1 protein-coding gene is annotated in these 547 nt (G+C 62.0%); it reads right to left on the minus strand.

The genetic code is table 11. The features are described from left to right. Positions 1-547: MMPL family transporter (locus tag A5658_RS29325; protein WP_156751389.1), on the minus strand; the 547-nt coding region annotated here is incomplete at both ends.

The following is a 547-nucleotide window of genomic DNA, read 5'->3' on the forward strand; positions in this document are numbered from 1 at the left end:
CTGGCCGGGCGTGGGCGGACATGTTGCGGCCACCAGAACCAACGTCCGAGCAGTGTGGCCAGCGACGGCGTCATGAAAGACCGGACGATCAGGGTGTCGAACAGCAGACCCAGCGCGATCGTCGTACCGACCTGACCCATCACCTTCAACGGGCTGAAGGCGAACGTGGCCATGGTGGCGGCGAACACCAGCCCGGCCGAGGTCACCACCGACCCGGAACCGGCCATCGCGCGGATCGTGCCCGTCTTGAGCCCGGCGTGGATCTCTTCTTTGAACCGGGATATCAAGAGCAGGTTGTAGTCCGAGCCGACCGCCAGCAGCAGGATGATCGCCATTGCCAAGACCATCCAGTGCAGTTTGATACCGAGGAAGTATTGCCAGACGAGCACCGACATGCCGAACGATGCCCCCAACGACAGCGCGACCGTCCCGACGATCACCGCCGCCGCGATCAGACTGCGGGTAATGATCAGCATGATGATGAAAATCAGGCAGAGCGAACCGATTCCGGCGATCATCAGGTCGTACTTGGAGCCGTCCTTCCAGT

It is taken from the genome of Mycobacterium sp. 1245111.1, from assembly GCF_001673405.1.
Taxonomy (GTDB): domain Bacteria; phylum Actinomycetota; class Actinomycetes; order Mycobacteriales; family Mycobacteriaceae; genus Mycobacterium.